General features: G+C 63.2%; 25 protein-coding genes. 15 read left to right on the forward strand and 10 right to left on the reverse strand.

Annotated elements, in window-relative coordinates:
• Positions 1 to 28: 28 nt before the first annotated feature.
• The 4 genes from ABEH27_RS22125 to ABEH27_RS22140 all read right to left on the reverse strand — a co-directional run bounded on the left by ABEH27_RS22125 (position 29) and on the right by ABEH27_RS22140 (position 5,162).
• Positions 29 to 1,678, reverse strand: coding sequence for a cyclic peptide export ABC transporter (locus ABEH27_RS22125; RefSeq protein ID WP_346615615.1), 1,650 nt, complete (start codon positions 1,676 to 1,678; stop codon positions 29 to 31).
• Between the two features lie 105 nt (positions 1,679 to 1,783).
• Positions 1,784 to 2,893, reverse strand: a complete 1,110-nt coding sequence (locus tag ABEH27_RS22130) for an aminotransferase class I/II-fold pyridoxal phosphate-dependent enzyme (protein ID WP_346615616.1) — start codon at positions 2,891 to 2,893, stop codon at positions 1,784 to 1,786.
• A gap of 17 nt (positions 2,894 to 2,910) precedes the next feature.
• A complete protein-coding gene (locus tag ABEH27_RS22135) occupies positions 2,911 to 3,789 on the reverse strand; it encodes a formylglycine-generating enzyme family protein (protein ID WP_346615617.1) in 879 nt (292 codons plus the stop codon).
• The gene (locus tag ABEH27_RS22140; protein ID WP_346615618.1) at positions 3,786 to 5,162 is read right to left on the reverse strand and encodes a dipeptidase; all 1,377 of its coding nucleotides are present in this window, start codon (positions 5,160 to 5,162) and stop codon (positions 3,786 to 3,788) included. The genes ABEH27_RS22135 and ABEH27_RS22140 overlap by 4 nt, the downstream gene beginning before the upstream one ends.
• Before the next feature lie 147 nt (positions 5,163 to 5,309).
• Here ABEH27_RS22140 and ABEH27_RS22145 point away from each other — a divergent pair, with 147 nt between their 5' ends.
• Positions 5,310 to 6,917 carry a PvdJ/PvdD/PvdP-like protein gene (locus ABEH27_RS22145; protein WP_346615619.1) on the forward strand — a complete coding sequence of 536 codons (1,608 nt, stop codon included), beginning with the start codon at positions 5,310 to 5,312 and terminating at the stop codon, positions 6,915 to 6,917.
• Positions 6,918 to 6,958: 41 nt separating this feature from the next.
• On the opposite strand, the gene ABEH27_RS22150 is transcribed toward ABEH27_RS22145, so the two are convergent.
• The 4 genes from ABEH27_RS22150 to azu all read right to left on the reverse strand — a co-directional run bounded on the left by ABEH27_RS22150 (position 6,959) and on the right by azu (position 12,129).
• Positions 6,959 to 8,362, reverse strand: a complete 1,404-nt coding sequence (locus ABEH27_RS22150) for an efflux transporter outer membrane subunit (RefSeq protein ID WP_346615620.1) — start codon at positions 8,360 to 8,362, stop codon at positions 6,959 to 6,961.
• A gap of 3 nt (positions 8,363 to 8,365) precedes the next feature.
• Complete coding sequence (locus tag ABEH27_RS22155; protein ID WP_346615621.1) at positions 8,366 to 10,333, reverse strand: MacB family efflux pump subunit; 1,968 nt, start codon at positions 10,331 to 10,333, stop codon at positions 8,366 to 8,368.
• Positions 10,334 to 10,335: 2 nt separating this feature from the next.
• Entirely contained in the window at positions 10,336 to 11,523 is a 1,188-nt protein-coding gene (locus ABEH27_RS22160; protein ID WP_346615622.1) for an efflux RND transporter periplasmic adaptor subunit, read from the reverse strand.
• A gap of 156 nt (positions 11,524 to 11,679) precedes the next feature.
• The gene (gene azu, locus ABEH27_RS22165; protein WP_346615623.1) at positions 11,680 to 12,129 is read right to left on the reverse strand and encodes an azurin; all 450 of its coding nucleotides are present in this window, start codon (positions 12,127 to 12,129) and stop codon (positions 11,680 to 11,682) included.
• Between the two features lie 211 nt (positions 12,130 to 12,340).
• On the opposite strand from azu, the gene ABEH27_RS22170 reads away from it, so the two are divergent.
• The 5 genes from ABEH27_RS22170 (at position 12,341) to ABEH27_RS22190 (ending at position 15,639) form a co-directional block, all read left to right on the forward strand.
• A complete protein-coding gene (locus ABEH27_RS22170) occupies positions 12,341 to 12,829 on the forward strand; it encodes a sigma-70 family RNA polymerase sigma factor (protein ID WP_346615624.1) in 489 nt (162 codons plus the stop codon).
• 172 nt (positions 12,830 to 13,001) lie between these two features.
• Positions 13,002 to 13,481 (forward strand): histidine kinase, encoded by a 480-nt coding sequence (locus ABEH27_RS22175; RefSeq protein WP_346615625.1) that lies wholly within the window; start codon positions 13,002 to 13,004, stop codon positions 13,479 to 13,481.
• Between the two features lie 66 nt (positions 13,482 to 13,547).
• Positions 13,548 to 14,873, forward strand: a complete 1,326-nt coding sequence (locus ABEH27_RS22180) for an MFS transporter (protein ID WP_346615626.1) — start codon at positions 13,548 to 13,550, stop codon at positions 14,871 to 14,873.
• A gap of 92 nt (positions 14,874 to 14,965) precedes the next feature.
• Positions 14,966 to 15,235 carry a type II toxin-antitoxin system MqsR family toxin gene (locus ABEH27_RS22185; RefSeq protein WP_346615627.1) on the forward strand — a complete coding sequence of 90 codons (270 nt, stop codon included), beginning with the start codon at positions 14,966 to 14,968 and terminating at the stop codon, positions 15,233 to 15,235.
• Between the two features lie 2 nt (positions 15,236 to 15,237).
• Positions 15,238 to 15,639, forward strand: a complete 402-nt coding sequence (locus ABEH27_RS22190) for a type II toxin-antitoxin system MqsA family antitoxin (RefSeq protein WP_346615628.1) — start codon at positions 15,238 to 15,240, stop codon at positions 15,637 to 15,639.
• A 68-nt stretch (positions 15,640 to 15,707) separates the two neighbouring features.
• Here ABEH27_RS22190 and ABEH27_RS22195 read toward each other — a convergent pair whose 3' ends face one another.
• Positions 15,708 to 17,372, reverse strand: a complete 1,665-nt coding sequence (locus tag ABEH27_RS22195; protein ID WP_346615629.1) for an electron transfer flavoprotein-ubiquinone oxidoreductase — start codon at positions 17,370 to 17,372, stop codon at positions 15,708 to 15,710.
• A 556-nt stretch (positions 17,373 to 17,928) separates the two neighbouring features.
• Here ABEH27_RS22195 and ABEH27_RS22200 point away from each other — a divergent pair.
• The 9 genes from ABEH27_RS22200 to ABEH27_RS22240 all read left to right on the forward strand — a co-directional run bounded on the left by ABEH27_RS22200 (position 17,929) and on the right by ABEH27_RS22240 (position 24,857).
• Complete coding sequence (locus tag ABEH27_RS22200) at positions 17,929 to 18,678, forward strand: electron transfer flavoprotein subunit beta/FixA family protein (protein ID WP_346615630.1); 750 nt, start codon at positions 17,929 to 17,931, stop codon at positions 18,676 to 18,678.
• Positions 18,679 to 19,608: an FAD-binding protein gene (locus ABEH27_RS22205; RefSeq protein ID WP_346615631.1), complete on the forward strand. Its 930-nt coding sequence runs from the start codon at positions 18,679 to 18,681 to the stop codon at positions 19,606 to 19,608. It begins immediately after the preceding gene.
• A gap of 77 nt (positions 19,609 to 19,685) precedes the next feature.
• Positions 19,686 to 20,507 (forward strand): transporter substrate-binding domain-containing protein, encoded by an 822-nt coding sequence (locus ABEH27_RS22210; RefSeq protein ID WP_346615632.1) that lies wholly within the window; start codon positions 19,686 to 19,688, stop codon positions 20,505 to 20,507.
• Between the two features lie 9 nt (positions 20,508 to 20,516).
• Positions 20,517 to 20,870: a DUF4398 domain-containing protein gene (locus ABEH27_RS22215; RefSeq protein ID WP_346615633.1), complete on the forward strand. Its 354-nt coding sequence runs from the start codon at positions 20,517 to 20,519 to the stop codon at positions 20,868 to 20,870.
• Entirely contained in the window at positions 20,867 to 21,679 is an 813-nt protein-coding gene (locus ABEH27_RS22220) for an OmpA family protein (RefSeq protein ID WP_346615634.1), read from the forward strand. The genes ABEH27_RS22215 and ABEH27_RS22220 overlap by 4 nt, the downstream gene beginning before the upstream one ends.
• A 200-nt stretch (positions 21,680 to 21,879) precedes the next feature.
• Positions 21,880 to 23,322, forward strand: coding sequence for a PLP-dependent aminotransferase family protein (locus ABEH27_RS22225; RefSeq protein ID WP_346615635.1), 1,443 nt, complete (start codon positions 21,880 to 21,882; stop codon positions 23,320 to 23,322).
• A gap of 64 nt (positions 23,323 to 23,386) precedes the next feature.
• Positions 23,387 to 23,842 carry a hypothetical protein gene (locus ABEH27_RS22230; RefSeq protein WP_346615636.1) on the forward strand — a complete coding sequence of 152 codons (456 nt, stop codon included), beginning with the start codon at positions 23,387 to 23,389 and terminating at the stop codon, positions 23,840 to 23,842.
• 121 nt (positions 23,843 to 23,963) lie between these two features.
• A complete protein-coding gene (locus ABEH27_RS22235; RefSeq protein WP_346615637.1) occupies positions 23,964 to 24,218 on the forward strand; it encodes a YkgJ family cysteine cluster protein in 255 nt (84 codons plus the stop codon).
• Positions 24,219 to 24,251: 33 nt separating this feature from the next.
• Positions 24,252 to 24,857: an START domain-containing protein gene (locus ABEH27_RS22240; protein ID WP_346615638.1), complete on the forward strand. Its 606-nt coding sequence runs from the start codon at positions 24,252 to 24,254 to the stop codon at positions 24,855 to 24,857.
• Positions 24,858 to 24,957: 100 nt separating this feature from the next.
• On the opposite strand, the gene ABEH27_RS22245 is transcribed toward ABEH27_RS22240, so the two are convergent.
• A partial coding sequence (locus ABEH27_RS22245; protein ID WP_346615639.1) for a transposase occupies positions 24,958 to 25,181 on the reverse strand: 224 nt, incomplete at its 5' end.

Genomic DNA, 25,181 nt, shown 5'->3' on the forward strand with positions numbered 1-25,181 from the left:
AGCGCAAGGCTGCCGGCGGCTTCGGCAATCACGCAACGTTCAGCTCGCAGAGCACCTTGCCTGCTTCCATGCGCACCAACTGGTCGGCCACGTCGAAATAGCGGTCGTCATGGCTGATGACGATGATGGTCTTGCCCAGTTTTTTCAGTTCCGGCAGCAGTTCGGTGTAGAACACACGGCGGAATGTAGGGTCCTGGTCTGCCGCCCATTCATCGAACACCAGCACCGGGCGCTCTTCCAGCCAGGCATTGATCAGCGCAAGGCGCTTGCGTTGCCCGGTGGACAGATCGGTGGTGCTGAACACGCCATCGCGGATACTCACCTTGTGTGCGATCTCCAGGCGCTTGAGGTAAGTCTGGGCACTTTCCGGCACTTGCTGCGATCCCATGGCAGGGTCGTCGAACAGGTAGTAGTCGGCAAAAATAGTGGTGAACAGCTGGCGGTAGTCATCGCGGTGTTTTGCGTCGATGGCCTGACCATCGATGCGGATCTCCCCCTGCTGCGGCGCATACAGCCCCAGCAGCAGCTTGATCAGGGTGGTTTTGCCGCAGCCGTTCTCGCCGACGATGAAAACGATGTCGCCCTGCTTGATCTCGAGGTTCACCGGGCCCAGCACGAAGGGCGCGCTACCCTCCACAGGCGGGAACGCATAGCGTACATCACGCATCTGCAGCGTGTTGAGGCCGGTCAGTTGGCTCTTGCGATCCTCCAGCAGCAGGTGCGGCTCGGGCGAAGAAAACTGTTCGGACAGCTCGGCGATGCGGCGGAAGGCGATCTGCGCGCGGCTGACGATGGGCAAGGTGCCTACCAGGTGTTCCAGTGGGCCCTTCATGTACAGCAGCACCAGCACGAAGCCGCTCATCACCGAGGCATCTGCGGCCGGCCACAGGGACTGCAGCACCAGCGCCGCGCCGATCACCACGAAGAACAGCATGGAGCCAAAGCTTTTGGCCACGACGAAGGTATTGATCGAGCGAATCTGAGTGTCGCGGATGCGGTCGGCAGTGCCTTGGATGTGGCGGCTGAACATGCGTTGCCGACGTGGCCGGTGGATGCGTAGCTCCTTGGCGCCTGCGGCGATGGCGTTGTAATGCTTCTGCAGCTCGTCCTCGGCATCGCGCGCCGCCAGGAAGCCCTTCATGCCTTTGGCCCGGGCCAGGTACTGCGCGGCGGTGCCCAGAGCGATGGCCACCAGCATCAACAGGAACATCGGCCATGACAGCAGCGCGAGGTAGCCCAGGCAGCCCAGCGTCACGGTCATGGAGATCGCCAGCGGGGCGAAGGCGAAGGCGAAGTCGCTGATGGTGTCCACGTCATGGGTCAGTACCGGGATCAGGCGGTGACTGCGATAACGCTCGATCTGCTCGATGGGTGCGGACAGCACCTTTTCGCCCAGTTCCTTGCGCAACGTGGCGATGATGTACTGGCCCACGCGGTTGGTGCCCAGGTCGGAAAAGATCGAGCTGGACAACGCCACCAGGCACAACCCGGCGAACAGCCATACCACCCCCTGGCCCAGGCCGCTCTGGGCATGCAGCGAGCGATTGATGGTGGCCAGCAGGACGGTGATGCTCAAACCGCCGATCACGCCCAGCAGGACTGACCCCAGCACGGTGTACTTGAACGGACGCAGCAGGATGAACAACTCCCGCAGCGCGCTTTTAGGTTGCGGTGACATGGTGTACTCCTTGTGAGGCATCGGGCGCAGGTTAAGTGCACACATGCGCGAATAGAGAGGTCAGGCGCGGCACGAGCGCCAGGATCCAGCGGCGGCGCGTGCCCGTCATCGAGCCTTCATGACCTGGTCAAAGGCCGCCAGAAACGCCTGCATCTGCTGCGGGGTACCCACGGTCACGCGCATCCAGTCAGGCCACGCATCGAACACGCGTCCCACCCGGACCTTGCGCTCGGCCAGTGCCTCGATCACCGGTTGCGCAGGGCGCCCGAGCGCTATCATGAAGCAGTTCGCCTGGGCGTCCGTGCAGCGGTAGCCGGCGGCGCGCAGGCGCTGGGTGGTGTCCAGCAGCACCTGCTGGTTGGTGCGCTTGCGTTCGCTGACCAGATCTGCCTGTTCGAGGCAGGCGATGCCCCCCAGGGAGGCCGCCAGCGAAATGAAGTTGCGCCCATTGAGCCGCTGCAGGTCGTTCAGCACTGCAGGCCTGGCGATGGCCAGCCCCAGGCGTGCGCCTGCCATGCCATACAGCTTGGAGAAGGTGCGCAGGACCATGACATCATCGTGCTGCACGGCCAGGTCCAGGCACGGTGGGGCGTCGCTGAAATGGATATAAGCTTCATCGATGATCGCCAGGCAGCCGGCGGGTTTGTGCTTGACCACATGCTCGATGTCGGCGCGTGGGGTGAGCGTGCCTGTGGGGTTGTTGGGGTTGCACAGGTAGATAACCCCGGGGTTGCTGTCGACGGCCAACATACCGCGCACATCATGGGCGTGGCGGGCATCGAGCGGCACCTCGTGCACTGCGGCGCCCACGCTCCTGGCGCCGGCAGCCACCGAGTCGTAGGTGGGCGCGGCCGTGACTACAGAGCGTTGGCCGGCGTACCGCGCCAGCGCGTACTGCAGGGGTGATCGCGACCCGCAGAACACGGCCACGTGGTCGCGGGGTACTTGATTCTGCCGGGCGAACAGTTCGATCAGGCGCACCTGTTGTTCGTAGTAGTAACGCCCGCTCTGGCGGGCGCCGAGCTCGAGCGCCTTGACCGCTGACGGGCACGGACCATACGGGCTTTCGTTGTAGTCCAGGCGCACGATGTCATCGCCAAAGATCGGGTCTATGCCAGTGCTGGCAGGCGCTTGCGTTGCCCAGGCAGGCAGGGCAGGGGCGACGCTGGCCAGCGCGGCGGTGGTGACGAAGCGTCGTCGACTCAAAGCACTCATGGTGGTTCTCCCTGTGGTCAGTGCTGGCCGTTGGCGTCGAGCTCGCGGGCTACGCGAAAGCCCAGCCAGTCACCGCGGACGTCCGGTTCGCGCTCGTTGCGGTTGCCCGAACGCGAGAAAATCGCCGGTTCGCTGTAGTCGTTGCCGCGGATCTGGCGATGTTCGCAACTGCCGCCGGTGGTCCAGGCGCTGCCGTCGGTAGGGGCGCCGACGTAGTCGGTGTGCCAGCAGTCTTCCACCCACTCGTAGACATTGCCGTGCATGTCGTACATGCCGAAGGCGTTGGGCGGGAAGCTGCCGACTGGCGAGGTGAACGAGAAGCCGTCGGTTGGCCCGTAGACGTTGGCATGTTTGCTGATCGTATATTCCCCTTCCTTGTCGAACGGGAAGGGGAACGAACCCTTGGAGCCGGCGCGGGCAGCGTATTCACGTTGCGCTTCGCTGAGCATGCGGTAGGGCTTGCCGGTGGTTTTGGCCAGCCAGGCGATGTAGTCGCGGGCCTCGAACCACGTCATGCACACCGCCGGCTGGCGCGGGCCCTGGGCGTAGTGCGGCTTGCCGTTCTGGCACAGGCGACCGGGGCGGTGGTCGCCGTCGGGCAGTACAGTGCCGGTGGCTTTGGCATACGCTTGCCATTGCTCGGCGGTGATGGTGAAGCGGCTGACCGCGAAGGGGCGCGCAAAGGTCACTGTGTGCAGCGGGTTTTCGTCGTCCTGCTTGCCCACCTCGTCATCGGGGGTGCCCATCACGAAGCTGCCGGCGGGCAGCACCACCATTTCCGGGCAGTTCTTCTGGCAGTCGGTGAATACCTTGCCGGGTTCGCTCGGGTCGGCGGCGAATGAGTGGGCCGACAGCGAAAGGCAACCTAGGGCAAGTAGCAGGTCAAGGCGTTTCATGGGTGTCCTTGTAGTTGAGCGACAGGAGAGTTGGCCGGCTTGGCGGCCTTCTGGACGGTGTCCCACACGCGCAGGAAGTTGCCGCCCCATAGTTTGGCGATGTCTTCATCGGAGTAGCCGCGCTGTATCAGCTCAGCGGTGACGTTGCGGCTCTCGCCCACGTTCTGGTAGCCGATCACGCCGCCACCGTCGTTGAAGTCCGAGCTGATACCGACGTGGTCGATGCCAATCTTCTTCACCGCGTAGTCGATGGAATCGACGTATTCAGCCAGGGTGGCTTCGGGTTCCTGGCCCAGGATGTCGTAGAAGGGGGTCAGGAATTCGCCGAACTTCTTCTCTGACCAGATCGAGAACACCGGGTCGGTGGTGGTGCCCATCTGGGTCTGGTTCTGCACGTCGGGCAACCCGTAGCGTTCACGCAGGGCGTTCATCCTGGCGATGGCATCGCGCGAGAAAGGCTTGAGGTATTTGGAATAGGCGACGATGTTGACCAGGCCGTCGGTGGCTTTGATGTGGGCCAGGTCGGCGTCGCTGAGGTTGCGGCGGATGTCCATCATGCCCTGCACGCCGGTGTGCGAGGCGATCACCGGTGCGCGGCTCAGCTGGGTGACCTGGGAGAGGGCCTGGCTGGACATCTGCGAGACGTCGATGACCACGCCCAGGTCGTTGAGCTTGGCTACCGCGCGGCGGCCCAGCGGCGACAGACCACCCAGCGGGTCGAGCGAGTCACCCAGGAAGGGTAGCGGGCGTGCCGAGTCCACCCAGCTGTTGTTGCCTACGTAGCCGGGGCCGAATACCCGTACGCCGCGCGCGGCCCACAGGTCGAGCTTGTCGACGTCGTCGCCCAGCGGTGCGGCGTTGAGCATGCTGATGACGATGGCAAACTTGCCTTCGTCGGCCAGGCGGCGGAAGTCTGCCGGGGTGTAGGCAATGCCGGCCTGATTGGGGAAGTCCCGGGCGATGCCGGTGATGATCTTGTAGCGCACCTCCAGTTCATTGGCCATGGCGGCCTGGAAGCCGGCGGTGGGGCGGTGCGGCCAGTTGGGCCCGCTCCAGAACTCGGGCCATGACCAGATGGCGATCGAGGCGCCGCGCAGGCGCGCCTTGCCGGCCTTGACCAGATCGAACTGGGTAGGCCCGTCACGGTTGGCTTCGCGGCCGTCGGTGCCATAGCTCAGGGGGACGTCCAGGTGGGCGTCAAGCGCCAGGATGCGCTCCTGCAGGGCGTTGGCCCGCTGCACGATGTCCCGGCTGTAGGGATGCGCCGGCAGGTACACCCAGTACCACCAGGCGCCGGCACCCGCAGTGGCCAGCAACAAGGCCAGGGCCAACAGCCAGGGCCACTTGCGCGATAGAAGAAGGTGTTTCGTCATTGCCATTTCGACCCGACTGGACGACGGCCCCATGCCGTTCGAACTTGTTGGGTGATACGAGTCGATGGCGGAAGAATTTACCAAACGCCTAAATCGTCCTTGTGACCGTTCGTTTCCGCTGGAGTAGTCACGTCATGAGTACAGTGGATGAAGGTGTCACGCCGAGGAATGCTGGCAGGGCTTGTGGCCGCCGGTGTAGCGCTGCCTGCGGGTTATTACGCCTGGCAGAAATGGGACGAGGCCCAGGAGGCCGAGCTCAGTTCCGACGAGCCGGCGGTGCCGGTGGACGATGTACCCAATGCACTGCTGGGTGAGCGCCTGGCGGGGATCTGGGAGTGGCACCTGGTGGAGGGCGAATCGGCGCTGCGTGAACTCGCCCAGCCGTTGGAGCTGCTGCTGGACGTAGGGCAGGGCGCGCGGGCCGTGCGCGGCTACCTGGGGCGACCGCCCTACGGCGACGGTTTTCAGGTATACGGGCCGCTGGCTGCCGAGCGGCTGCCGCACCTGCGCTTGCAACTGGTCTCGGCCGGTGGCCAGCGTTATGACTGCGAAGCGGTGCTGGATGAGATCTGGGAGGGCTGGAGCCAAGGTGGTGGCGGCGCGACCATCAGCGGCCAGGTGCGCCCTGCAGGTACCCAGCCCGGTTTCTCCGGGCCCAAGGGGCGGTTCGTCGCCAGTCGTCGGCCCTTCGTGCCTGCGCGTGAGCGGCTCGCCTATGCGCCTGAGCTGCACGAGCAGCTGATTTCGCCGGGCTGGCGCTACTTTCATCAGTTGTGGCACGCCACCCGCGACCGCTGGCACCGTATCGACGAGTCACGGCGCCAGGCCGTGCGTGCACTGGGCTGGCAGGCCGGGCCCCTGGGCAATGAACGCAATGCCCGTGGTCATGATCGTCACCGCAACGGTTCGGGCGAGGATTTCCTGTTCATGCATCGGCACATGCTGCAGGGTGTGCGCCAGGTGCAGGACCTGCGCTCGTGGCCGAGCCTGCCAACCCCGCGCCCCTACGTGGGCGAGAACGTGCAGGCGTTTGCCGACTACATGAACAACCTTACTGGCTACAGTGTGCCGCCGTGCTGGCAGGCTGACGACGATGACGCGTTCAATCAGTGGCTGTACTACATCAAGAGCCGTGAAGGCCTGTACGCCAACTTCCAGCTGTGGGAGTCGCAATTGCATGACCCTGCATACCTCAGCACGCTGTGCCTTGGGGAGCTGGGCTCGCGTATCGAGTTGGGTATTCACGACTGGCTGCACATGCGCTGGGCGGCCATGGGCCAGGACCCGAACACGGGCTGGCCAATGGCCTATGCGCGACGTAACTATGATTTTTCCGAGCGTTGGTTCGGGGCCGGCAACGATTTTCTCGGCGACCCGTTTTCCTCCCATGTGAACCCGGTGTTCTGGGCGTTCCATGGCTGGATCGACGACCGTCTAGATGACTGGTTCCTGGCCCATGAGCAGGCGCACCCAGGGGAGGTGCGACGCTTGACCGTCAACGGCATTCCCTGGTTCGCGCCAGGGCGTTGGGTGCGCGTGGCGCAGCCGTGGCTGGGGCCATCCAGCCAGGGTTGTGGTGCCTGGGGCAAAGGCAATGGTGGCGGTAGCGAGCTGGATATCGAAACCATGAAGCTGGCGTTACAAGTGATCTTCAGCCCCGAGCAGGAGGCTGATCGCTTGATGAAGCGCGTGCCGCCGAGCCGGCCATGGTTTGCCCAGTATCTGGCGCCAGGGCCGCGCAAGGATGGGCTGTAGCCGCAACACGCGCGATGCCAGCCGCTGCTACGCCAGGGGCGTCACAGGCGCTGGGTGGCCCAGCCGCCGCCCAGGGCTTTGTAAAGCGCCACGCTGGCCTGCAGGCGATCCCTGCGCAGCAACACCCGCTCGGCCTGGGCATTGAACAGGCTGCTTTGTGCCTGCAGCACGCTGAGCAGGTCTTCTGCACCTGCACGGTAGCGGCTTTCGGCAAGGTCGAAGGCGCGTTGCGCCTGCTGCAGTTCTTGTTGTTGCCAGCGGGCCTGACGGTCCAGGCCATCGACGCTGTTGAGCGCTTTTTCGACCTCGCCGAAGCTGGTGATCAACACCCCACGGTAGGCTTCCAGTAGTTCTTCCTGGCGCGCCTGAGCTTTGTCGCGTTCGGCGCGCAATTGGCCGTTGTTGAAGATTGGCGCGGTCAGGCCCGCCCCCAGATTGAGCACCGGGTTACGCAACAGGTCAGCGACCTGGCGGTCGCCGGTGGCCACGCTGGCGCTCAGGGTCAGGCTTGGAAAGAGCGCGGCACGTGCCACGCGCACGTCGGCCTGGGCGGCGGCCAGGCGTGCCTCCGCAGCGGCGATGTCGGGGCGGCGTGTCAGCAGCTGGCTGGGGATGCCGGCATCGATCGCGGGCCCCTGCATCTGCTCGAAAGGCAAGTCTTCCAATCGCAGGTTTTGTACGGGCTCGCCCAACAAGGTGGCGAGGGTGATCAGCGCGTCGCGGGCTTGCTGGTGGTAAAGCGGCAACTGCCGTTGCTGGCCAGCAACCAGGCTTTGCTGCTGGGCCAGCTCCAGTGCGGTGGCGGAGCCGGCCTGGTGGCGGGCGCGCACCACGTCGAGGACTTTCTGCGCATTGCCCAGGTTCATCGTGGCAATTCGGGTTTGTTCGCGCGCGGCCAGGGCTGCAAGGTAGGTGTCGGCCACCTGGCCTGCCAGGCTCAGTTCGAGGGTATCGCGATCCCGTTCGCTGGCCTGGAGGCTGTGCCGGGCGCTGTCGCGAGCCGCGGCGTTGCGCCCCCAGAAGTCCACTTCATAGCTGGCCGTGAGTGCCGTACTGAAATAGTGGTAGGTACGCTCGCTGCTGGAGGCGTCCAGTTCGCTGTAGCCCTGGCCCTTCAACAAGCGCTGGCGATAAGCGTCGGCGCTTGCATCGAGCCGGGGCAGCAGCGTGCCGCCGGCGACCCGCACATCGGCACCTGCCTGGCGTACCCGCGCCATGGCCGCTTTGAGGTCGTAGCTGCCACTGCGGCTCTGGTCTATCAGCCGTGCCAGCTGCGGGCTGTTGAAGCTCGCCCACCATCGTTCGAAATGGTCGGCCTGCGCCTGGGGCGCGGCTGGGCTTTGCCAGCTGGACGGTGGCGCGATAGCGCTGTCCACGGGCGTGTTCTGGGTGCAGGCGCCGAGCAGTGCCAGCAGGGGGATCAGGGCATATGGGGCTTTGGTCATGGGTCATTCACTGGACAGGGCGGCAACCGGGTCGAGCCCGGCGGCCTTGCGGGCTGGCATGAAACCGAAGATCACACCGGTGGCGACCGAGCAGGCGAAGGCGCCGAACATGGCCAGGGTGGAAAAGGCCACGGCTACCTTCGCCAGGTTCAGGCCGGCGCCGATCAACAGTGCCAGGGCCACGCCTGTCAGGCCACCGACCAACGACAGCACCACGGCTTCAGTCAGAAACTGGCGCATTATGTCGCGCTGACGAGCCCCGGTGGCCACGCGAATGCCGATCTCGCGAGTGCGTTCGCGCACCGTCATCAGCATTACGTTCATCACGCCGATGCCGCCCACCAGCAGCGAGATGGCGGCGATGGCTCCGAGCATGAGCGACAGGCCGTTGCGCGTCTGGGCCTCGGCCTGGATCAAGGCGGCGCTGTTGTCTATCTCGAAGTCCTGCACACCATCATGCAGGGTGGTCATCAGGCTGCGGATGGCCTGTTCCGCCTCCTGGACCAGGGTGCTGTCGGTGGCGGCGATGATCACGTACTCGGGGTGCTCGACACCGGACAGGCGAATACGTGCAGCCGAGTAGGGGATGGCGATGCGCAGATCGTTGCGCTGGTTGGCGCCGCTGGAGCCTTTGCTGGCGAGCACGCCAATGACCTGAAAGGGCACGTTCTCCACCAGAATGTAGCGGCCGATCGGGTCCTGACCGTCGCTGAAGAGTCTTTTGCGAACCTCGGAACCTATGACTGCGACGGCGGCGCCGGACGCCATGTCGTTGTCGTCGAAAAAGCTGCCTTCGGCCACCGGCCAGTTCAGGATCGCCGGAAAAGCCGGGCTGTAGCCGCCGATGGTCGAGGTCATTTCACTGTTGCCGTGGCGCACCTCGGCCTGCAGGGTGGTCGCGGCCATGATCGATTTGACCTGGGGCAGTTCAGCCAGCGCCTGTACGTCGCTGAGGCGGATATTGCCTGGCGGTGCGCGCGGGGTGGCGGGAGCACCGTTCATGAACATGATGTTGGAGCCGAAGGCGCCGATTTGCGCCATTACCTGGCGTTTGCTGCCTTCGCCCACCGCCAGCATTACCACTACCGACGCCACGCCGATGATGATGCCCAGCAGCGTCAAGGCGGTGCGCATACGGTTGGTCCACATCATCCGCCAAGCGGCTACCAGGGCATCGCGGGTTTCGGCAAGCCATGGGCTGCGCGCCTGGTGGGCGTGCGCCAGGCGCTGGCGCAGCGTGTCGGCCTGCAGGGCGCCGGGGTTGGCAGGTGGGGGCGGATTGCCGGCAGCACTGTCGCTGACCACCTCGCCATCGCGTACCTCGATGATGCGTTGTGCGCGGGCGGCGACCTCTCGGTCGTGGGTAATCAGGATCACCACGTGGCCTTGCCGGGCCAACTCATCGAGCAGGGCCATGACCTCGGTGCCGCTGTGGCTGTCCAGCGCGCCGGTGGGCTCGTCGGCGAGTATGATGTGCCCGCCGTTCATCAGTGCCCGGGCAATCGACACGCGCTGCTGCTGGCCACCGGACAATTGCCGTGGGCGGTTGCCAATGCGCTCGCCCAGCCCCAGGCGCTGCAGCAAGGCCTTGGCGCGGGCGGCGCGTTCAGCAGCGGGGGTGCCAGCGTAGATGGCCGGCATCTCGACGTTTTCCTGGGCAGAAGCCGAAGGGATCAGGTGGTAGCCCTGGAATACAAAACCAAAGGCTTCACGGCGTAGCCAGGCCAACTCATCGTCGTTGAACCCGGCCACATCTTCGCCAGCGAAACGGTACAGGCCGGCGCTTGGCCGGTCCAGGCAGCCAAGGATGTTCATCAGGGTCGACTTGCCGGACCCCGAGGTGCCGATGATGGCGATGAATTCCCCGGCATGAATGGCCAGATCGATGCCACGCAGTACCTCCACGGTGGGGCTGTCGCCACCGCCATAGGCCTTGCGGATGCCGCACAGCTGAATCAGCGGTGTGCTCATGGTCAGCCTCCGCTGCCAGTGGGGCCGATCAGCAGCCGATCGCCTTCCTTCAAGCCGTCAATGATCTGCACCCGCAGGCGGTCACTGAGCCCGGTGCGCACGGCGCGCTGCTGTACCTGGCCGTTGTCGGCCAGGACCTGGGCAGTGCGCTGGCCAGGTTCATCGGGTTTGCCTTGCAGCGCGGCGACCGGCGCGGTCAGGACGCCCTGGGCGCTGCCGGCGACGAAGAAGATCTGCGCGGTCATGTCGGCCATCAGTGTGTTGTCGGTGTTGTCGACATCCAGCAGTACGGTGTACAGCACCACGCGCCCGGCACCACTGCCGGTGCCGCTGTTTGCACCGGCTGCCGCCGGGCTGCCGCCGCCCTGGCTGAGCTGGTCCAGCGGCTTGGGCGGGATGGGCAGAATTTGCCGTACCGTGCTCGGCCAGCGCCGATCGCCGCCACTGAGGGTAGTGAAGTAGGCTTGCATGCCCACCTTGACCTGGCCGATATCGGCTTCCGACACCTCGGCCCATACAGTCATCGGCGATAGCCGTGCAATACGCAGGATCAGCGGTGTGCGCTGTTGGGCGTTGAGCGTCTGGCCCTCACGGGCGTCGAGCGCCACCACGGTGCCGCTCATGGGCGCATAGATGCGCGTATAGCCCAGTTCGGCCTGGGCACTGCGCAGGGTGGCTTGGGCCTGGAGGATTTGCGCCTGGTACATGTGGACGCGGGCCTGGGTTGTCAGCACCTTGGCCTGAGCGGTCTGCACGTCCTCGTCGCGGGTGGCGCCATCGGCGGCCATGCGTTGTTGGCGCTGCAGTTGCTGCTTGGCCAGCAGGTGTTCGGCCTGCTGTTCCTTGACCTGGGCCTTCAGGGTTTCGATTGCGTACCGTTCGGCGTCCAGTTGCGCCTGTTGCGTAGACGGGTCGATTTCCACCAACAGTTGGCCCTGCCTGACCACGTCGCCCACTTGCACGTGCAGCGTGCGGATTTGCCCGGAGGCTTGGGCACCGACATCCACATACTGACGCGGTTGCAGGGTGCCCAGAGCGGTAACGCTGGACTCGATATTGCCGCGCGCTACGCGCACGAAGGGGCGCTGGTCCGCCTCACCGGGCAGTAGATGCCAGGCCGCCGTGGCAGCCAGCGGAACGAGGCAAAGCATGACGATTGCAGCACGGCGGGTGAGGCGAAGGTGGATCATGCAGGGGTCCGGCCAGTTGGGGAGACTGCCGGTTAAACGAGGGTGAAGAGGCGAAATTTAGCCCGGTACGATTCCAGTGGATGGGCGCCTCGCGCAGCTTGCAAAGCGCGTGCCCCGTACCCGTAGCAGAATGCCCTTCGGGTGGTTCGCTGCGGGTCAGTCGCTGACGGTCAGGGTGCCTTTCATCACTGTGGCATGGAAGGGGTAGGAGCAGAAGAACACGTAGTCATCGCCCTGTTTCAACGCCTTGGTGTCGAATGTAACCGATGCCTCTTCATTGCCGCCTATCAGCTTGGTGTGTGCAATCACCCGGGCATCCCCCGGCTGGACGTAGTCATTGCTTTGGCCTGCCTTGGCGCCGTCGTCGGCGACGGCCTTGAGGTCATCCTTCCTGGTCAACACCCAGTTATGCCCCATGACGTTTTTCGGCAGGGTGCCTGGGTGTTTCAGGTTGACCGTGAAATGCTCGCAACTGGCAGGCACGGTGATGGTCTTGAGGTCGTAGGTCATCTGGTCGGTGCCGTGAATGGTCACCGAGCATTGCGGGTCAGCGTAAACAACCCCTGAAAGCGTCAGTGCAGCCAGGGCTGCGGCAGTGCGAAGCATGGTCTATCTCCATGAATGAATGGACGGCGCCACGCGTGGGCGCCAGCCTGAAAGGCTGGCACCCATGCAGGTCACAAATAGACGAAGGCGAAGGCAGTCGATTTAGCCGCGACCACGCCAGTGCCTCAAGTTGCTGAGAATCATTGTAATTTGTAAGATTGCGCGCTGATATCATCCCCAGTACGACGCGCTTCACCGCTGGCAGGAGGCCTTGGGTACCCTCATGGAACACTACTATCGCGAACTGGTGAGGTTTCTGTCTGCACGCATGGGGAGCCGCGAGGCGGCCGAGGACGTGGCCCACGATACCTATCTGCGGGTGCTGGAGCGTGCCGGCGGCGAGCAGATCGCACACCCGCGGGCGTTTCTGTACCGTATTGCGCTTAACCTCGTCGTTGACCGTCACCGCCGCCACCAGGTGCGTATGGCCGCGCCGTTGGAGGCAGTTGATGTGCAAGAGGCGGATGTCACTCAGCAGTTGCAGCATGACCTGCAACGCGACCAGCGCCTTGCATTGATGCAAAAGGCCCTGGACGAACTGAGCAAGCCCTGCCGCGACAGCTTCCTGTTACGCAAGCTCGATGGCCTGTCACACCAACAGATTGCCGATCACCTGGGCATCTCCCGCAGCCTGGTGGAAAAGCACATCGTCAACGCCATGAAGCATTGCCGCGTGCGCATGCGCCAATGGGAATCCTGAAAAAGCGGTGAAAGGCCGGTGAAAATTCTGTGTGCTGGCAACTTGATTTCTAGATGTTTCACGACAACTATCTAACTTGACCCCTCCAAGCGTTCAGCCTTGGTGGTTGCCTGTTGCTGGCGCAGTTTGGTCAGGGAGCGTGCCCTATCTACCTGACTGCCCAGGTCCGCCAATGACCAACAAGACCCTGCGCATCCTGATTGCCGACGAGCACCCGTCCCAGCGCTTGCAGCTGGAAAGGCTGCTCAATGGCCTGGGCTATTACCGGATCGCTCCGGTCGAGTGCTTCGATGAGTTGCAGCGCCTGGTGCACTGCGCGCTGCAGCCATTCAACCTGCTGGTTGGCAATATCGAGCTGGCCAGCCATGCCGGTGTCGACCTGGCACGATTTTGCCGGGTCAGCACGCAGATCCAGCATGCCCTGCTGTACCACTCCCGCCAGTTGAAGGTGCCTGCCGTGCCGCAGACCGAGCGCCAGGCGGTGAACGTCAGCCTGCCGCAGGTGCCGGACAACGAGGCCCTGGAGGCCTTCATGGCGATCATCGACGCGCCGGTCGTGGTCGGCAAGTTGGCCTTGCCGCCCGGCCTCGCCAGCGGCGGGCCACCGGCCTACCCGCGCAGGAACTTCGCCCACACCGTGTTCAGCCGATAGCGGGGGCGGGCAGGGCGGCGAGTATTTGCTATCCTCCTGCCCTTTGCCGATTTGCGGACCCTTGTCATGACTGCCATCGATACCGCTCGCCCGCCCCGGTTCAGCCGCGGCGACCACCGGACCCTGGGCCTGGCGGCGCTGGGCGGCGCGCTGGAAATCTACGATTTCATCATCTTCGTATTCTTCGCCCTGACCCTCAGCCAGCTGTTCTTCCCGCCAGAAATGCCCGAGTGGCTGCGCCTGCTGCAGAGCTTCGGGATTTTTGTCACCGGCTACCTGGCGCGGCCGCTGGGCGGCATTCTCATGGCGCACTTCGCCGACCACCTGGGGCGCAAGCGGGTGTTCAGCCTGAGCATCCTGATGATGGCCCTGCCGTGCCTGCTGATCGGGGTGATGCCGACCTATGCCGACATCGGCTACGCGGCGCCGCTGATCCTGCTGGGGCTGCGCATTCTGCAGGGCGCCGCAGTCGGGGGGGAGGTGCCAAGCGCCTGGACCTTCGTTGCCGAACATGCCCCGCACGGGCGGCGCGGCTATGCCCTGGGCTTCCTGCAAGCCGGCTTGACCTTCGGCTATCTGCTGGGTGCGCTGACCGCCACATTGCTGGCGCAGGCCTTTACCGCGCAGGAGATTCTCGATTACGCCTGGCGTTACCCCTTCCTGCTGGGCGGGGTGTTCGGTGTGATCGGCGTGTGGTTGCGCCGTTGGTTGAGTGAAACACCGGTGTTTCTGGCCTTGCGCGAGCGTCAGCAGCAGCCGGTGAAGTTCCCGTTGCGGCGCGTGCTGGGGGAGCACCGTCGGGCGTTGATCCCGGCAGCGCTGCTGACCTGCGTGCTGACCTCGGCAGTCGTGGTGCTGGTGGTGATCACCCCGACGGTGATGCAGCAGCGCTTCGGCATGACCGCCGGGCATACCTTCGCCCTGAGCAGCGTCGGCATCGTCTTCCTGAACATTGGCTGCGTGCTGGCCGGGCTGCTGGTCGATCGCCTGGGCGCCTGGCGTGCGCTGATGATTTACAGCCTGCTGCTGCCGCTGGGCATCGGCGCCTTGTATGCGAGCCTGGTGGGGCAGTGGGGCCTGACCTGGCTGGCGTATGCGCTGGCGGGGCTTTCTTGTGGTGTGGTGGGTGTGGTGCCGTCGGTGATGGTCGGGCTGTTCCCGGCCGAGATCCGGGTGTCGGGTATTTCCTTCACCTATAACGTCGCCTATGCCCTGTGGGCCAGCACCACGCCGTTGGCGTTGATTGCACTGATGCCGTGGAGCCCGTGGGTGTGTGTCGGGTTCTGTCTGATCATGGGGACTGTCGGGTTGCTGACAGCGGTGTATTTCGGGCGCCGCGAGCCATTGGCGTTCGCGGCGGAACCCATGCCGATCATGTGTGGTGACAAATGACCCACTAAGTGTTTGCGGGTGGTGAGGCAGACTTTCAGGTGGAGGCTATTGGATAACCTATTAGCCAAATTTACCTAGAAGGTTAATTTCTCATGGAAAAGAGAACGCCTCATTGCCCGCTGGAGCGGGTATGGGCATTGATTGCGGCGCGGCGCATTCGCACGACTAGCACCGCATTGCAGGGTGCTCAGGCTTCTGGAGTGGATTACCCATGCATGCTCGAGGTCATCATGAGTTTTAAGCGCACGGATTTCCACAAGAGCATGACCAGCCATGTCGATCGTCGAATTTGGCAGGAAAGCGTCTACCTCAAGCTGTCCGTAATCGACGACGTGCTCATCGTGTCTTTCAAGGAGCTGTGATCATGAGATGTCCTATTTGCGGTGGTGCGGAGCTCGCACCTGACACCCAGGATATGCCGTATTGCTACAAGGGTGAGACGACGCTGATCCCTGATGTCAGTGGCGATTATTGTTCTGTCTGTGGCGAGTCTGTACTGGGCCATGATGAGGCCATGCGTGTCAGTAACCTGATGTCGGCTTTCAACCGTCAAGTGAATGCTATGGCGGTCGATCCTGGATTCATTACCTCGGTGCGCAAGAAATTCGATCTGGACCAGCGCGAGGCTGGGGAAATTTTCGGCGGAGGGGTGAATGCCTTCTCACGTTACGAAAATGGCAAAACCAGGCCGCCAGTGGCTTTGGTCAAACTGTTCAAACTGCTGGATCGTCACCCCGAGCTGTTCGAGGAAGTCAGGACTGCCTGACACTGCACATACGAAAAAGCCCCCTTACCGCGAGGTCAGGGGGCTTTTTGCTGCCGCATCGGCAGGGCTTACATGTTCGGGTAATTCGGCCCACCTGCGCCTTCAGGGGTAACCCAGGTGATGTTCTGGGCCGGGTCCTTGATGTCGCAGGTCTTGCAGTGCACGCAGTTCTGCGCGTTGATCTGGAAGCGCTTGTTGCCGTCTTCCTGGGTGACCACTTCGTACACGCCCGCCGGGCAGTAACGCTGCGCCGGCTCGTCGTACAGCGGCAGGTTGCTGGCGATTGGGATACTCGGGTCGGTCAGCTTCAGGTGGCAGGGTTGTTCCTCTTCGTGGTTGGTGCTGGAGAGGAATACCGAGCTGAGCTTGTCGAAGCTGAGCTTGCCGTCCGGTTTCGGGTAGTCGATCTTTTTCGAATCCGCGGCCAGCTTGAGGCAGGCGTAGTCCGGCTTGGTATCGTGCAGGGTGAACGGCAGCTTGCCGCCGAACCAGTTCTGGTCCACATAGTTGAACGCGGCGCCCAGCAGCGGGCCGAACTTGTGCATGGCAGGGCCGAAGTTGCGGCTGGCGAACAGTTCTTCGTACAGCCAGCTGGCCTTGAAGGCGCTGACGTAGCTGTTCAGCTGGTCACCACCTTCGCTGCCGGCGATCAGGGCGTCGGCCACCGCTTCGGCGGCGAGCATGCCGGACTTCATGGCGGTGTGGCTGCCCTTGATCTTGGCCACGTTCATGGTGCCCAGGTCGCAACCGATCAGTGCGCCACCATTGAAGACCATTTTCGGCAGCGAGTTGATACCGCCCTTGGCCAGGGCACGGGCACCGTAGCTGATGCGCTTGCCGCCTTCGAGGTACTGGCTGATCACCGGGTGGTGCTTGAGGCGCTGGAATTCATCGAACGGCGACAGGTACGGGTTGGCGTAGGACAGGTCGACGATCAGCCCGACCACCACCTGGTTGTTTTCCAGGTGATAGAGGAACGAGCCACCGGTGTTGTCCTTGGCCACCACGTCCAGCGGCCAGCCAGCGGTGTGCACCACCAGGCCCTGCTCGTGCTTGGCCGGGTCGATTTCCCAGATTTCCTTCAGGCCGATGCCGTAGTGCTGGACGTCGGACTCGCTGTCGAGGTTGAAGCGCTTGATCAGCTGCTTGCCGATGTGGCCGCGGCAACCTTCGGCGAACAGGGTGTACTTGGCGCGCAGTTCCATGCCGGGGGTGTACAGGCCGTCCTTCGGGTTGCCTTCACGGTCGACGCCCAGGTCACCGGTGACGATGCCGCGAACCACGCCGTTGTCATCGATCAGCGCTTCCTGGGCGGCGAAGCCTGGGTAGATTTCCACGCCCAGGTTTTCCGCCTGCTGGGCCAGCCAGCGGCACAGGTTGCCCAGCGAAATGATGTAGTTGCCCTGGTTGTGCATGGTCTTGGGCACGAACAGGTCAGGCACCTTGGTCGAGCTGCCGGCATCCTTGAGCACGTAGATGTCGTCGCGCTTGACCTCGGTGTTCAGCGGCGCGCCGAGTTCCTTCCAGTCGGGGAACAGTTCGTTCAGGGCGCGCGGCTCGAACACCGCGCCGGAGAGAATGTGGGCGCCGACCTCGGAGCCTTTCTCGACCACGCAGACGCTGATTTCGCTACCGGCTTCGGCGGCCTTCTGCTTCAGGCGGCAGGCGGCTGACAGGCCTGCCGGGCCAGCGCCGACGATGACCACGTCGAATTCCATGTATTCGCGTTCCACTGGTTCTCTCCTACTCATCAAGGCTGGTGCTGTTGCTTTGTCTTATGGGTGTCGGGTGATCATGCGCACCGCGCTTCACGGGAGCGGAGCTGTAGCAGCGCAGAGGATGGACTACACCGTTTTGTCTTGGCCGCGCATTATATCTACACCACTTGGCGGGTCCAATACAAACGTTTGTTTGAATTTGCCGCAGGCCAGTAAAATCACAGGAACGCGGCTGGAGGGTGACCGATTTGCCGTATTGACCGGATTGGGTGTTGCGGTCAAGATACGAGCGGTTTTACGTTCGCCGTAGGCTTATCGCCGGGCGCAGGTACACCTCTAAAAACCAGGTGTGGAGCAGGGCTTTCGGGCCAGATCACGGTTTGTAGTGGAGTTTACACGCCACCACAGAAAATGACCCGCAGCTATTTGCCGCAATGGTCTGAACAAGACTGATTGGTCACGCTGAAGTTTGCGCCCCCCGGCACGTTTTTAGAGGTGCCCTTGTACCCACGCGCATCGCCGGGCATAGCCCCAGGCGACTATCTATTCACCGGAGAGTAACGAGGAATCCATGAAGGTTCTTGTAGCTGTCAAACGAGTGGTCGACTACAACGTCAAGGTTCGCGTCAAGGCGGACAACTCCGGCGTCGACCTTGCTAACGTCAAGATGTCCATGAACCCCTTCTGCGAAATCGCCGTGGAAGAAGCCGTACGCCTGAAAGAGAAGGGCGTGGCGAGCGAGATCGTCGTCGTCTCCGTCGGCCCGACCACTGCCCAGGAGCAGCTGCGTACTGCGCTGGCACTGGGTGCCGATCGTGCCATCCTGGTCGAAGCCGCCGATGAGCTGAATTCGCTGGCCGTGGCCAAGGCGCTGAAAGCCGTTGTCGACAAAGAGCAGCCGCAGCTGGTCATTCTCGGCAAACAGGCCATCGACAGTGACAACAACCAGACCGGCCAGATGCTGGCCGCGCTCACCGGCTACGCCCAGGGCACCTTCGCCTCCAAGGTCGAGGTGGCTGGCGACAAGCTGAACGTCACCCGTGAAATCGATGGCGGCCTGCAGACCGTATCGCTGAACCTGCCAGCGATCGTCACCACCGACCTGCGCCTGAACGAGCCGCGCTACGCGTCGCTGCCGAACATCATGAAGGCCAAGAAGAAGCCGCTGGAGACCGTCAAGCCTGACGATCTGGGCGTTTCCCTCGCCTCCACCAACAAGACCCTGAAAGTCGAAGCGCCGGCTGCACGCAGCGCGGGTATCAAGGTCAAGTCGGTGGCCGAACTGGTCGAGAAGTTGAAGAACGAAGCGAAGGTAATCTAAATGACTATCCTGGTTGTCGCTGAATACGAAAACGGTGCCGTAGCCCCGTCCACCCTGAACACTGTCGCCGCAGCCGCCAAGATCGGTGGGGATGTGCACGTGCTGGTCGCAGGCCAGAACGTCGGCGGCGTTGCTGAATCCGCTGCCAAGATCGCTGGCGTTGCCAAGGTGCTGGTGGCTGATAACGCCGCCTACGCCCATGTCCTGCCGGAAAACGTCGCCCCGCTGATCGTCGAGCTGGCTACGGGTTACAGCCACGTGCTGGCCCCGGCCACCACCAACGGCAAGAACATCCTGCCACGCGTTGCCGCGCTGCTGGACGTCGATCAAATTTCCGAGATCATCTCGGTCGAATCCGCCGATACGTTCAAGCGCCCGATCTATGCCGGTAACGCCATTGCCACCGTGCAATCGAGCGCTGCGGTCAAGGTCATCACCGTGCGTACCACTGGCTTCGACGCCGTGGCCGCCGAAGGTGGCTCGGCCGCTGTCGAGGCCGTTGGCGCTGCGCACAACGCCGGTATCTCCACCTTCGTCGGTGAAGAACTGGCCAAGTCCGACCGCCCAGAGCTGACCGCTGCCAAAATCGTCGTTTCCGGCGGCCGCGGCATGGGCAACGGTGACAACTTCAAGCACCTGTACAGCCTGGCCGACAAGCTCGGCGCCGCCGTGGGTGCCTCGCGCGCTGCGGTCGACGCAGGCTTTGTGCCCAACGACATGCAGGTCGGCCAGACCGGCAAGATCGTTGCGCCGCAGCTGTACATCGCCGTCGGTATCTCCGGCGCGATCCAGCACCTGGCCGGCATGAAAGACTCCAAGGTGATCGTTGCGATCAACAAGGATGAAGAAGCGCCGATCTTCCAGGTGGCCGACTACGGCCTGGTCGCTGACCTGTTCGAAGCGGTTCCAGAGCTGGAAAAGCTGGTCTGATCCGCCTGCTTCACTTATAAAGAAGCCCGGCCCTTGTAACGAGGGCCGGGCTTTTTTATGCGGGCAAGGAGTAAGGGATGGCGTTTCGCAAAGCAGGCAAGGTGCTGGCATGCACGGTGGCGATGCTGTCGCCGCTGGCAATGGCGGCAGGCAAATGTGAGCGCCTGGTGGCTACCGGCAGCCCGGATGCCCCGCCTTATTCCTGGCAAGACCCGAAAGACCCTGAACACCTCATCGGCGCCAACGTCGACCTGTTGCGCCAGGTGGCCGGCGAGCTGGGCGTGAAGGTGGAGGTGTTGAATGCCGGCAGGCGCGACCAGGCGCTGGAAGAGGTGCGCAGCGGGCGCATGGACCTGCTGCTCGATACGCCCATGCAAGTGGAGCAGCTGACTGCACTGGACTACATTCACCCGCCCTTGCAGCTCAACGAATACCTGGTCTGGACCCGACATGACGCCGAGGTCGACTTCGACGGCCCGGCGGACCTGGCGAAATACCAGGGCACGCTGTCGGAGCGCGCCCGCCTGACCCCCGCCTTCAGCGCCTTTGCCAAGGCGCAGCTGAAGCTGGTGCCCGCGCAGAACCTGACCCAGGCGTTTCAAAAACTGGTGCTGGGCCAGGTCGATTATGTGCTGGCCGGCCGCTACTCGGGCATGGCCATGACCCAGAGCCTGGGCATGAGCAACGACCTTATCGCGCGCGGCCTGCCGGTGGATCGCCCAGGGCTGTACCTGGCCGTCTCGCACAACTCGGCGTGCAATGACGCGTGGTTGCGTGGGCAACTGGCAAAAAAACTGACAGAATTGCCGATCTCCGGTGCGTCTGAAGCCGTGCTGCAACGCAATGTCGAGCGCTGGAAAGCGCAGATGCACGTGCAGGCGGATGCCCCCAAACAGTAGGAAGAGTGCGTGAGAACCCAATCACTGATCCTTGCCGTGGCCATGCTCGGCCTGGCCGGCTGCGCCAATGACCCGGCGCCCAACGAGCAGATGCGTATTTCCGAGCAGGCGCTGGAACAGGCCAAGGCGGTCGGTGCCACCGACCAGGTCGAGGAGCTGAAGCTGGCCGAAGACAAGCTTGCCCGGGCCAAGACTAATATGCTGACCGAAGACTACCGCGACGCCCGCATGCGGGCCGAGCAGGCCGAGCTGGATGCGCGGCTGGCCGAAGCCCGTGTGCTTAACCAGAAGAGCGACGAGCAACTCGACGCGCTGCAGTCTCGGGTCAAGCGCTTGCGCAAGCAGCTGGAGGTGCAGCCATGATGCGCTACAAGCCAATGGCCGCTCTGGCCCTGCTGGCACTGACCGCCGGGCTACAAGGTTGCGCCAGCCAGCGCAGCGAGTCCGCGCTGGATGATGCCGCCACCGCGTTCCAGAAGGTCAAGGATGATTCCGATGTGCTGCGCAGCGCGCCGCGTGACGTGATCCGTGCCGGTGAATCGCTGGCCCGCGCTGAACGCCTGTCCAGCTACATCGGTACAGGCACCGACGTGCGCCACTATGCCTACTTGAGCCAGCGCTACAGCGAGATCGCCAGCGAGCACGCCAAGCTGGCGCTGAACCAGGAACGCCTGGCCAAGCTCGACCTCGAACGCCAGCGCCTGCAACTGGCCCTGCGCGAGGCCAAATTGGCCAGCGTGCAGCAGCAAGGCAAGTGGGTCGAGACGCAGATCGCCGCGTTGGCCTCGGAGCAGGCTGACCGCGGGTTGGTGATGACGCTGGGCGATGTGCTGTTCGACACCGGCCGCGCCGACCTGAAGAACTCGGCCAGCCGCACCGTGCTGAAGCTGGTGCAGTTCCTGCAGCTCAACCCTCGTCGCGTGGTGCGGATCGAAGGTTACGCCGACAACACGGGCGCGCCGGAGGACAACCTCAAGCTATCGCGTGATCGGGCGCAAGCGGTGGCCGATATGCTGGTCGATCTGGGCATCAACGAAAAACGTCTGCAGGTCGAGGGGTATGGCGATCAGTATCCGATCGAGGCCAACGCCTCCGAGCGGGGCAGGGCGCAGAACCGCCGGGTCGAAATCGTCTTTTCTGACGAAAAAGGCAAGCTGGCGCCAGCGCGCTGATCATTGAAAGAAAGGGGGCTGCATTGCAGCCCCTTTTTTTATCGGCGCGTGACGGGTTAATCGTTTCGACAGGTGTTACGCAACTGTATTGTCGACTATTCTGCAATCTGTCCCAGTACACTTCGCAACTGTTACGGTATTCTCTGCCGTCAGTGAGTCGCACAAGAACAACGAGCCCGCCCGCGCGTCGAGATATCGCCATGACCAACCTGCTGTTGTACCAGCGTATCGCCCAGCAACTGGCCGATGACATCCGTCGTGGTGTCTACCAGCCAGGGGAGCGGGTACCGTCCGTGCGCAAGATGAGCGCTCAGCTCAATGTCAGCCATGCCACGGTGCTGCAGGCCTATGCCAATCTCGAGGATCAGGGGCTGATCCGCGCCCGGCCGCAGTCGGGCTACTACGTGCACCAAACGCCGGCGCTGACCGCGCAGACACCCGACATCGCCAGGGTCGAGCGCCCCGGCCTGGTGACCCGGGCCAGTATCATCCAGCAGGTATTGACCGAGGCGCGTCGGGATGGCGTATTCCCCTTCGGGGCCGCCGTGCCCCATGTCGATTACTTGCCGGTGCGCGCCCTGCATCAGCAGATCGCCAAGGTCACCCGGTTTCACAGCCCGCGTGCGTTCAGCTACATGTTCAGCCCAGGTTTCGAGCCACTGCGCCGGCAGATCGCCATACGCATGCGCGATGCCGGCGTACTGGTTGACCCGCGCGAGGTGATCGTCACCCATGGCTGTGTCGACGCGCTGCAGATGTCGCTGCGCGTGCTGACCCGCCCGGGTGATCTGATCGCCGCCGAGTCACCCACGTATTACGGCCTGCTGCAGTTGGCCGACCTGCTCGGCCTGAAGGTCATCGAGATTCCCAGTGACCCGTCTACCGGCATCAGCCTGGAGGCCCTGCAGCTTGCAGCCAATCAGTGGTCGATCAAGGCTCTGGTGCTGACCTCGCGCCTGAGCAACCCACTGGGTGGCACCATCCCCGAAGAGCGGCAGAAGCAGTTGCTGCGCCTGGCGTCGGACTTCGACATACAGATCGTTGAAGACGACATTTATGGCGAACTGATGTTCGAGCAGGGCAAGACCAAGGCGCTCAAAGCGTTCGACCGGCTGGACCGGGTCATCTACTGTTCGAGTTTTTCCAAGACGCTGTCGCCCGGTGTGAGGGTTGGCTGGATGGTGGCGGGGCGCTACCAGGACGAGATCCAGCGGTTGCAGACCTTCACCACGCATTCCGCGTGCAGCGTCACGCAGATGGGGGTGGCGGCTTACCTGGAAAACGGCGGCTACGATCGCCACCTGCGGTTTATCCGTCAGGAGTATCGCAAGAACCTCAGCGCTTACCAGCTGGCGGTGCAGCAGCACTTCCCGGAAGGCACGCAGATGACCCGGCCCACGGGTGGGTTCATCCTTTGGGTGAGCCTGCCGGGAAGGGTCAATACGCAGGAATTGCACGTGCGCGCGCTGGAGCAGGGTATCAGCATCGCGCCGGGGCTGATCTTCAGTAATACCGAGCAGTTCAATCACTGCATCCGGCTGAACTGTGGCATCCCGTGGAACAAGGAAGCCGAGCGGGCGGTGATGACGCTCGGGCTGCTGGCACAGCAATTGTGCAGGGAGTCGCAACCCTCACTTTTGTAAGGCTTGCCAGGCGCGGGCGGAACGGAGAGCATACGCACATTTCCTGCCTTGCTAGCCGGTGTCCATGAAACTGTTGCGTTGTATTGCCTTGATCGTCTGCCTTGTGCCGTTTGTTGCGCTTCCTGGCGTATCCCAGGCGGCGCAGCCTGCGGTTCAAGCGCAACAGGGCAAGGCGGCTGCAAAGCCTGCGACCAGGCAGCCAGCCAAGTCCAAACCCAAGCCGAAAGCCAAGGTGGCACGCAAGCCGGTCAGCAAGGCGGTGGCCAAGCCGCTGCCGAAAGCCAAACTCGACCTGAGCCTGCCGGCTGATATGGTCGATGACCTCGAACCCAGCGTCGGCAACTCTGCCAACCGCCGCAAACCTTTGCTGCCCGCCATGTTCACCGAAAAGCCACAAAGCGACGACAGCCCGTTCCAGCTCAACGGCCGGTTGATCAGCAACGAAATGCAGTTGCAGATGCGCAACGATAGCCGCCGTGATGTGGAGGGCGCGGCCATCGACTTCGAGTTCCGTCAGTAGCCAGCGGTAACTGACTGTTGAGTCACGGCCGATTTCATCAGGCCAGCAATTTCAAACGTATGTTTGAGCGGTTACTATCCAGGGACGTTCGTCCCGTTTTGTTTCAGGGAGTCTTGTTGTCATGAATTGCCGTGAGGGCTGCGGTGCCTGCTGCATCGCCCCGTCCATCAGCTCTGCGATGCCGCGCATGCCCCACGGCAAGCCGGCTGGCGAGCGCTGCCTGCACCTTACCGTCGAGAACCTCTGCGACCTGTTCGGCAAGCCCGAGCGGCCTGCGGTGTGTGGGGGGTTCAAGGCGGATATCGAGGTGTGCGGCAACGATCGCGACGAGGCAATCAGGATTCTCGGCTGGTGGGAGCAGATGACGGCGGCGTGACAGGCTGGATCTTCGACAACAAGGATAAAGATGATGAGATCGTTCAAGCGTATTGCACTGCTGTGTGGCATGGGTGTCCTGCTGGCGCCTGCCGCCTGGGCGGAAAGCTGGCAGGTGGCCAAGGACGAGGAGGGGATCAAGGTCTCCCTCAGCGAAGTGCCGGGCTCCAAGTACAAGGCCTATCGCGGTGTCACCCTGATCAAGGCGCCGCTGGCCAAGGTCGAGGCGCTGCAAGAGGATGTGGCTGGCGCCTGTTCCTGGATTCACGAGTGCAAGTCGCAGAAGCTGCTCAAGCACGAAGGTGACCAGAGCTGGACCTACACCCAGTTCAATACGCCGTGGCCGGTGACCCCGCGGGACTCGGTGCTGCATGTCACCACGGTCAAGGCCGCTGATGGCAGCCTGACCCGCAACCTGAAAGAAGAGCCGGCGTATGTCCCCGAAGAGAAGGGGTTCGTGCGGGTGGCGAAAGTCGAAGGCTTCTGGAAGCTGGTGCCCAAGGGCGACAGTACAGAGGTCACTTACCAGGTGCACACTGAGCCGGGTGGCAGTGTGCCGGCGATGGTTGCCAACAAGTTTGTCGTGGAGGCGCCGTTCAATACCTTGAAAGGGCTGCGCGAGCGGGCCGAGAAAAACTGAGGCTCGGAGCGCCGTAATGCGCGGTCCTGCATAAGCGGTTCAGCAGGATGGTGTCTAGTCCTGAAATAGGTTTACATCTGTTCAGGTAGGCCGACAGGCCTCAAAACGCCCGATGCACAGCATTGGGCGTTTTGTTTTTCAGGGCCATATGAGGCCGTTCTGTGTTGTAGATCTGCACTGCCTCGTCAACCATCTGTCTCGCTTGCTCCAGATCTGCAGGACTACTCAACAGCAGCTCCATCTTGAGGATTCCGTTGATTCGCTCGGCCAGCGCGTTCTGGTAGCAGTCATACCCATCGGTCATGGAGCACTGAACGCCGTGCC

Origin of the sequence: Pseudomonas sp. P39-UII1 (genome assembly GCF_039672635.1) — a bacterium.
GTDB lineage: Bacteria > Pseudomonadota > Gammaproteobacteria > Pseudomonadales > Pseudomonadaceae > Aquipseudomonas.

Coding starts and splice junctions, on each gene's coding strand:
- ABEH27_RS22125 (WP_346615615.1), bottom strand. CDS start 1,678: ATGTCACCGCAACCTAAAAGCGCGCTGCGGGAGTTGTTCATCCTGCTG.
- ABEH27_RS22130 (WP_346615616.1), bottom strand. CDS start 2,893: ATGAGTGCTTTGAGTCGACGACGCTTCGTCACCACCGCCGCGCTGGCC.
- ABEH27_RS22135 (WP_346615617.1), bottom strand. CDS start 3,789: ATGAAACGCCTTGACCTGCTACTTGCCCTAGGTTGCCTTTCGCTGTCG.
- ABEH27_RS22140 (WP_346615618.1), bottom strand. CDS start 5,162: ATGACGAAACACCTTCTTCTATCGCGCAAGTGGCCCTGGCTGTTGGCC.
- ABEH27_RS22145 (WP_346615619.1), top strand. CDS start 5,310: ATGAAGGTGTCACGCCGAGGAATGCTGGCAGGGCTTGTGGCCGCCGGT.
- ABEH27_RS22150 (WP_346615620.1), bottom strand. CDS start 8,362: ATGACCAAAGCCCCATATGCCCTGATCCCCCTGCTGGCACTGCTCGGC.
- ABEH27_RS22155 (WP_346615621.1), bottom strand. CDS start 10,333: ATGAGCACACCGCTGATTCAGCTGTGCGGCATCCGCAAGGCCTATGGC.
- ABEH27_RS22160 (WP_346615622.1), bottom strand. CDS start 11,523: ATGATCCACCTTCGCCTCACCCGCCGTGCTGCAATCGTCATGCTTTGC.
- azu (WP_346615623.1), bottom strand. CDS start 12,129: ATGCTTCGCACTGCCGCAGCCCTGGCTGCACTGACGCTTTCAGGGGTT.
- ABEH27_RS22175 (WP_346615625.1), top strand. CDS start 13,002: ATGACCAACAAGACCCTGCGCATCCTGATTGCCGACGAGCACCCGTCC.
- ABEH27_RS22180 (WP_346615626.1), top strand. CDS start 13,548: ATGACTGCCATCGATACCGCTCGCCCGCCCCGGTTCAGCCGCGGCGAC.
- ABEH27_RS22185 (WP_346615627.1), top strand. CDS start 14,966: ATGGAAAAGAGAACGCCTCATTGCCCGCTGGAGCGGGTATGGGCATTG.
- ABEH27_RS22190 (WP_346615628.1), top strand. CDS start 15,238: ATGAGATGTCCTATTTGCGGTGGTGCGGAGCTCGCACCTGACACCCAG.
- ABEH27_RS22200 (WP_346615630.1), top strand. CDS start 17,929: ATGAAGGTTCTTGTAGCTGTCAAACGAGTGGTCGACTACAACGTCAAG.
- ABEH27_RS22205 (WP_346615631.1), top strand. CDS start 18,679: ATGACTATCCTGGTTGTCGCTGAATACGAAAACGGTGCCGTAGCCCCG.
- ABEH27_RS22210 (WP_346615632.1), top strand. CDS start 19,686: ATGGCGTTTCGCAAAGCAGGCAAGGTGCTGGCATGCACGGTGGCGATG.
- ABEH27_RS22220 (WP_346615634.1), top strand. CDS start 20,867: ATGATGCGCTACAAGCCAATGGCCGCTCTGGCCCTGCTGGCACTGACC.
- ABEH27_RS22225 (WP_346615635.1), top strand. CDS start 21,880: ATGACCAACCTGCTGTTGTACCAGCGTATCGCCCAGCAACTGGCCGAT.
- ABEH27_RS22230 (WP_346615636.1), top strand. CDS start 23,387: ATGAAACTGTTGCGTTGTATTGCCTTGATCGTCTGCCTTGTGCCGTTT.
- ABEH27_RS22235 (WP_346615637.1), top strand. CDS start 23,964: ATGAATTGCCGTGAGGGCTGCGGTGCCTGCTGCATCGCCCCGTCCATC.
- ABEH27_RS22240 (WP_346615638.1), top strand. CDS start 24,252: ATGAGATCGTTCAAGCGTATTGCACTGCTGTGTGGCATGGGTGTCCTG.